The sequence below is a fragment of the Rhodococcus sp. O3 genome (assembly GCF_048897285.1).
Lineage (GTDB): Bacteria > Actinomycetota > Actinomycetes > Mycobacteriales > Mycobacteriaceae > Rhodococcus.
The window spans coordinates 1-6,293 of sequence record NZ_JBMBTE010000189.1 but is presented as its reverse complement, the minus strand read 5'-3'; the positions used below and the strand labels follow the sequence as shown (position 1 = coordinate 6,293).

Annotated in this window: 7 protein-coding genes; 3 read left to right on the top strand and 4 right to left on the bottom strand. The window is 68.5% G+C overall.

Going from position 1 to position 6,293, the window contains the following annotated elements; translation table 11 throughout:
- Positions 1 to 371: protein kinase domain-containing protein (locus tag ACN675_RS26975; protein ID WP_420753741.1), on the bottom strand; the 371-nt coding region annotated here is incomplete at its 3' end.
- A gap of 258 nt (positions 372 to 629) precedes the next feature.
- Positions 630 to 1,820, bottom strand: coding sequence for an acetyl-CoA C-acetyltransferase (locus tag ACN675_RS26970; RefSeq protein WP_420753740.1), 1,191 nt, complete (start codon positions 1,818 to 1,820; stop codon positions 630 to 632).
- A 111-nt stretch (positions 1,821 to 1,931) separates the two neighbouring features.
- On the opposite strand from ACN675_RS26970, the gene mce reads away from it, so the two are divergent.
- Both mce and ACN675_RS26960 read left to right on the top strand, forming a co-directional pair.
- Positions 1,932 to 2,417, top strand: coding sequence for a methylmalonyl-CoA epimerase (gene mce / locus ACN675_RS26965; protein ID WP_420753739.1), 486 nt, complete (start codon positions 1,932 to 1,934; stop codon positions 2,415 to 2,417).
- 74 nt (positions 2,418 to 2,491) lie between these two features.
- The gene (locus ACN675_RS26960; RefSeq protein ID WP_420753738.1) at positions 2,492 to 3,541 is read left to right on the top strand and encodes a hypothetical protein; all 1,050 of its coding nucleotides are present in this window, start codon (positions 2,492 to 2,494) and stop codon (positions 3,539 to 3,541) included.
- 34 nt (positions 3,542 to 3,575) lie between these two features.
- On the opposite strand, the gene ACN675_RS26955 is transcribed toward ACN675_RS26960, so the two are convergent.
- Together ACN675_RS26955 and nucS are read right to left on the bottom strand one after the other, a co-directional pair.
- The gene (locus ACN675_RS26955; RefSeq protein ID WP_420753737.1) at positions 3,576 to 3,884 is read right to left on the bottom strand and encodes an ATP/GTP-binding protein; all 309 of its coding nucleotides are present in this window, start codon (positions 3,882 to 3,884) and stop codon (positions 3,576 to 3,578) included.
- Between the two features lie 2 nt (positions 3,885 to 3,886).
- A complete protein-coding gene (gene nucS / locus ACN675_RS26950; RefSeq protein ID WP_420753736.1) occupies positions 3,887 to 4,561 on the bottom strand; it encodes an endonuclease NucS in 675 nt (224 codons plus the stop codon).
- Positions 4,562 to 4,619: 58 nt separating this feature from the next.
- Here nucS and ACN675_RS26945 point away from each other — a divergent pair, with 58 nt between their 5' ends.
- Positions 4,620 to 6,173 (top strand): adenylate/guanylate cyclase domain-containing protein, encoded by a 1,554-nt coding sequence (locus ACN675_RS26945; RefSeq protein ID WP_420753735.1) that lies wholly within the window; start codon positions 4,620 to 4,622, stop codon positions 6,171 to 6,173.
- The last annotated feature ends 120 nt before the right edge of the window (positions 6,174 to 6,293 follow it).

Below are 6,293 nucleotides of genomic sequence, written 5' to 3'. Positions count from 1 at the left end.
TGCTCCAGGGTCAGCGGACCGAGGCTGCGGATCCGCGCCTCCAGGGACCCGTGCCGGTGGTACGGCATCACGAGATAGGGGCGGCCGCTGCCGGTGGTGCCGACCTGCAGCACAGGAACGATGTTCGGGTGCCCGGTCAGCCGGCCCATCGCCTGTTGTTCCCGGAAGAACCGGGCCCGGTTCTCCTCGTCGAGTTCGACGGTGAGCACCTTCACCGCGACCGTGCGATCCAGGCCCGTCTGGGTGCAGCGATAGACCGCCCCGAACCCGCCGCGGCCGATCTGCTCGACCCCCTCGAAACCGGCAGCGGCCAACTCCCCTGCCGGGTCGGCCGGAAACCTCTGCGTGTCGAGCGGATCCGCGTCACTCATCGGAACGAGCTACTCACTCCGCCGACTCGCAGTTCCCGCGCGCCGGTCCCGACGGCTCGACCAGCGCACGTTCCCTCCGTGACGCCACCTCCCGAGGCGTGCTCTTCAGGATATCGCCGCGTGCTGGCGGCCATGGGCCTTCGACAGCCCGGAACGGCGGAGGACCTCCGGCGGTCGGAGTCGTGCGACTCGTCACGCCGAAGGTCCTCATCCGGAGCGCACGTCGTGTGCCCTCCGCAGCCGTGTGAAAGCCGGGAACTACGCCTTGGGTACCCGCACGATCAGGGCGTCACCCTGACCGCCGCCACCGCACAGTGCGGCCGCACCGACACCACCACCGCGACGCTTCAACTCCAGCGCCAGGTGCAGCACGATGCGCGCACCCGACATGCCGAGGGGATGGCCCATCGCGATCGCCCCACCGTTGACGTTCACCTTCTCCGCATCGATCCCCAGCTCCCGCGCCGAGACGATCCCGACCGCCGCGAACGCCTCGTTGATCTCGATCAGGTCCAGATCCTTCGGGTCGATCCCCTCCCGCGCACACGCCTTCGCGATCGCCCGCGCCGGCTGCGACTGCAACGTCGAATCCGGACCGGCCACCACCCCGTGGCGACCGATCTCCGCGATCCACGACAACCCGAGTTCCTCGGCCTTCGCCCGGCTCATCACCACCACCGCCGCCGCCCCGTCCGAGATCTGCGAGGCCGACCCCGCCGTCACCGTCCCGTCCTTCGAAAACGCCGGCCGCAGCTTGCCCAGCGACTCGACCGTGGTCTCGGCCCGGATGCCCTCGTCCGCGGCGAACTCGAGCGGATCACCCTTGCGCTGCGGGATCGACACCGGCACCACCTCGTCGTCGAAGAGCCCGTCCTTCCACGCCCGGGCCGCCTTCTGATGCGAGGCCGCCGCGAACGCGTCCTGCTCCTCCCGGGAGACGAACCGCTCCCCGCTGTTCGCGGACTCGGTCAGATTCCCCATCGCCTGATCGGTGAAGATGTCGTGCAGCCCGTCGAAGGCCATGTGATCGCGCAGCGTCACATCCCCGTACTTGAACCCGGCCCGCGACTTCTCCAGCAGATGCGGCGCCTGGGACATCGACTCCTGGCCGCCGGCGACGACGATCTCGAACTCCCCGGCCCGGATCAGCTGATCGGCCAGCGCGATCGCGTCGATCCCGGACAGACACACCTTGTTGACCGTCAACGCCGGCACATCCATCGGGATGCCCGCCGCCACCGCGGCCTGCCGGGCCGGGATCTGCCCGGCACCGGCGGTGAGCACCTGACCCATGATCACGTACTCCACCTGCTCCGGCGCGACCCCGGCCCTGGCCAACGCCCCCTTGATCGCGACCCCACCCAGATCCGACCCCGAGAAATCCTTCAACGCGCCCTGCAAACGCCCCATCGGGGTACGGGCACCGGCAACGATGACTGAAGTGGTCACGGGGAATTCCTCCGAGGTCTCGAGGAACAGCAGCCTGGCGCGTTCCTGGGGTTGTGCCGGAAGCGACCTCCCGGCGTGAACTGATCTAACGTTAGCGCTACCGTCTAGAACATGACTGAGTCGTCCTCCCATTCTCCCGCAACCGGTGCCGTGCTGGCATCCGGCCTCGTCACCGCCATCGATCACGTCGGCATCGCGGTGCCCGACCTCGACGCCGCCCTCACCTGGTACGCCGAGAACCTCGGCCTGGTCTCCACCCACGAGGAGGTCAACGAGGAGCAGGGCGTGCGCGAGGCGATGCTGTCGGTGCCCGGCTCCCCCGAAGGTTCCACCGCGATCCAACTCCTCGCACCGCTGAACGAGAACTCGACGATCGCGAAGTTCATCGACCGCAGCGGCCCGGGACTCCAGCAGCTCGCCTACCGCGTCAGCGATCTCGACGCCGTTTCGACCATTCTCCGTGAGCAGGGTGTGCGGCTGCTGTACGACGCACCGCGCCGCGGAACCGCCGATTCGCGCATCAACTTCCTGCATCCGAAGGACGCCGGTGGTGTGCTCGTCGAGCTCGTCGAGCCGGCCGCCGACGCTCACCACTGAGTCCTCGACGCGGCGCTTATCACAACGCGGGATCGCCCGCCGCCCGAGCCTCACCGACCGGGTAGATTGACGCCATGGTCTTCGATCGCGATCGCACCCCCAGCCATCTCCCGTTTTCCATCGTGCGCAAGGGCTTCGACCGCGACGAGGTGACCAACTACTTCGCGCGGTTCGAGGCCGAGCTGCGGGTGACCGCGACCGATCGGGACGCCGCCGCGGCCCAGGCCCGCGACCTGTCCCGTCAGCTCGAGAACGCCCGCAACGAGATCGACGAACTGCGCAGGGATGTCGATCGGTTGTCGGTGCCTCCGACGACCGCCGAGGGGATGAGCGATCGGATCTCCCGGATGCTCCGGCTCGCGTCCGACGAGGCGTCGGAGCTTCGGGCGCGCGCGGAAGCCGAGGCGGCGGAAATGATTTCGCTCGCCGAGCAGGAAGGCATCCGTCTGCGCGGCGACTACGAAGCGAAGATCGCCGAGCTCGAGCAGCGGCGCGTCGCGTTCGAAGAGGAGCATGCCGAGACCATGGCCGCTGCGCGCGCCGAGGCCAATCGCATCATCGCCGCCGCCGAGGCGGAACGCGACCGGCTCGCCGCGGAAGCCGAAGCCAAGCGCGCGCAGGTCCAGCAGGACTTCGAGATCACGATGGGCGAGCGTCGATCCAAGCTGCTCGGTGCGCTCGACGAGCTCGAGCGCACCAGCAAGGCCGAGGCCGATCGGCGCGTCGAGCAGGCGACCCAGGAAGCCGCACGTCGTCTTGCCGTCGCGACCGAACAGTCGGAGCGCAAGATCGCCAACGCCCGCGATCTCACCGAGGAGCTGCGCGTGCTGCGCAGCCGGATCCTCACCCAGCTCGACGGGGTACGCGAGCAACTCGAATCCGTTCCGTCGATGCTCGCCGCGGTGACGCGGGAAGGCGAGCTGCTCGACCGCGACGGACTGTCGACGCAGGACGACCGCAACGACGAAGCAGAAGCCGACCGCGCAGGTTCGGACGGTGCCGAGGCTTCGGCCCCCGAGTCGACGTCGGACAGGGACCGGTCGAGCGACGAAACCGAGCGGATGCCGGCAGTGGCGGGCGATCGCGGTCGTTCCCCCGCAATCACCAGCAAGGCACGCAGGTAGGCCGAATCGCGCGTGTTCGACCCGCGTCCGGCGACTACGACCAGCGTCTCGTCGGACTGCGTGTCGCGCGTCCCGACCAGCATCCGGTGTGCCAGTGCCGGCGGTCGTCCGCACCGCCGATCGCATCGGCGGACCAGGCGACCACGTGTGCGGTGCCCGGCGGGATCTCGTGGTCGCATCCCGGGCACCGATACGACTTGGTCGCTCGGGACCCCGGCACGGTGCGCACGGTGAACCGTTCCGACTCGGCGCCCGCCGGCCCGTACTCGGTGCGGACGGTCGCGGATGCGTGCAGGTTCTGCCCGCGATGCCGCGGCGGCTGGGCTCGGTTGCGGCGCGGCATGATCAGAACAACCGGAACTCGGTGCTCTCGGTTCCGCGCAACGCCTCGTAGTCGAGGACGAGGCAGCGGATGCCCCGGTCGGTGGCGAGAGTCTTGGCCTGCGGTTTGATCTGCTGAGCCGCGAACACACCGGTCACCGGCGCCAGCAGCGGATCCCGGTTGAGCAGTTCGAGATAGCGGGTGAGCTGTTCGACACCGTCGATCTCGCCGCGTCGCTTGATCTCGACCGCCACTGTGCCGCCGTCCGCGTCCCGGCACAGCAGATCGACCGGGCCGATCGCCGTCGGATACTCCCGTCGGATGAGCGTGTACCCGGGGCCCAAGGTATGGACGTGCTCGGCGAGCAGCTCCTGTAGGTGTGCCTCCACACCGTCCTTGATCAGACCCGGGTCGACGCCCAGCTCGTGACTCGAATCGTGCTCGATCTCCTCGATCGTGATGCGCAGTTGCTCACCGGCCTTGTTGGTGACCACCCACAGAGCCTCCGCTTCCTCGGTCGGCTCCTCGGCCATCCAGCAGGGCGGGCTCATCCAGTTCAGCGGCTTGTAGGCTCGGTCGTCGGCATGGACGCTCACCGAACCGTCGGCCTTGACCAGCAGCAGGCGTCGCGCCGTCGGCAGGTGTGCCGTCAGGCGTCCGATGTAGTCGACTCGGCAGCGGGCAATCACTAGGCGCACTCCAGTCACCCTAGTGGATGCCCCGGACCCCGCCCTAAACGACTACTCTCGAACGACTATGCCCGTACGCCGTGCCAGTGACGCGCCACTCGGTTCCCCGATCCTCGGCGAGCCCGCCGAACCGGTTCGGCGGCAACGCATCCGAATCCAGACCCTGCTGACCTTCTCGCTACTCGGCACACACTTTCTCGGGGCGGCCATCGCCGCCGTGCTGATCAACGTGGTGGTCCCCGGGCCGACGGTGCTCACCGGCGAATTCCTCGTGGTCGTCGCCGTGATCGCACCCGTCTACGTACTCGTCGCGATGGTCGTCGGGACGGTGCGCGGCACCAGGCTCGGACTCGAGCAACTGCGCTGGGCGCTCGACGACCGGCCCCCGACCGACGCACAGAAACGGGCGGCGCTTCGTCTGCCGTGGCGGCTCACGCTTCAGCAGGGAACGCTCTGGTTCATCGGACTGGTCCTGTTCACGACGTGTTTCGGCATCATCGATCCGACGACGATCCCCAAGGTCTCCCTGACGATCACCCTCGCCGGTCTGACCGTGTGCGGCTTCGTCTACCTGTTCGGCGAGTTCGCATTGCGTCCGGTAGCGGCCCGCGCACTCGAGGCAGGTCCGCCGGTACGACGACGTTCGGCGAGCGCCGGCGGCCGATTCATGCTCGCGTGGGGGCTGGGCAGCGGTGTCCCGATCGTGGGGTTGCTCCTGGTCGCGGTGTTCAGCTTCATCCGGCCCGTCACTCCCACTCGGTTCGCCGTGACGATCCTGACGATCGGCTCGATCGCGCTCGTCGTCGGAGCCCTGCTGATGTGGCTCAGTGTCCGCGCGAGCATCGCACCGATCGAATCGGTACGGGCCGGCATGACCCGAATCGAGCAGGGCGACCTCGACACCCGGGTCGTGGTGTACGACGGCACCGCCCTCGGCGAACTACAGGCCGGGTTCAATCGGATGGCCGAAGGACTGAGCGAACGCGAACGACTGCGAGACGTCTTCGGCCGGCACGTCGGACGGGAGGTCGCAGCGGCCGCCCTCGCCAATGCGGATGTCCTCGGCGGTGAAGAACGGGATGTCGCGGTGCTGTTCGTCGACATCATCGGTTCCACTGCGATGGCCGCGAGCCGACCGCCGGCCGAGGTCGTCGCGCTGCTCAACCGGTTCTTCGACGTCGTCGTCGACGAGGTGCACCGCGCCGGGGGCTTCGTCAACAAGTTCGAAGGCGATGCTGCCCTGGCAATCTTCGGCGCACCCGTCGAAACCGACGACGCTGCCGGCTCCGCCCTGCGCGCCGCCCGCGAGATCGCCCTCCGCATCCTCACCGAGGTACGCGACTGCCGAGCCGGCATCGGAGTGGCTGCAGGACGGGCGGTCGCCGGGAACGTAGGCGCCCGGGAACGCTTCGAGTACACCGTGATCGGTGATCCGGTCAACGAGGCGGCAAGGTTGTCGGAGCTGGCGAAGTCGGTCCCCGGAAGGGTCGCAGCATCCGGACGCGCCGTCGACGCCGCGTCGGATTCCGAACGCGCACTGTGGACTCCGCACGATCGGATCGCTCTGCGCGGCCGCGCCGAAACGACGATCGTCCATATCCCCGCCCGTCTCTCCGAGTGAGGAGGTAAGCGGGCGGAATGCAGGCACACGAACGCCGGTAGATCCGCGGGTGAACGCCAACGACACACCGGCAGCCGTACGCACACTCTTGGTCGTCGGCCCGTGACCGGAACACCCGAA

Bases quoted from the DNA above. Each gene is read 5' to 3' on its own strand.
- ACN675_RS26945 (WP_420753735.1), top strand. From the start codon at position 4,620: ATGCCCGTACGCCGTGCCAGTGACGCGCCACTCGGTTCCCCGATCCTC.
- mce (WP_420753739.1), top strand. From the start codon at position 1,932: ATGACTGAGTCGTCCTCCCATTCTCCCGCAACCGGTGCCGTGCTGGCA.
- ACN675_RS26960 (WP_420753738.1), top strand. From the start codon at position 2,492: ATGGTCTTCGATCGCGATCGCACCCCCAGCCATCTCCCGTTTTCCATC.
- ACN675_RS26955 (WP_420753737.1), bottom strand. From the start codon at position 3,884: ATGCCGCGCCGCAACCGAGCCCAGCCGCCGCGGCATCGCGGGCAGAAC.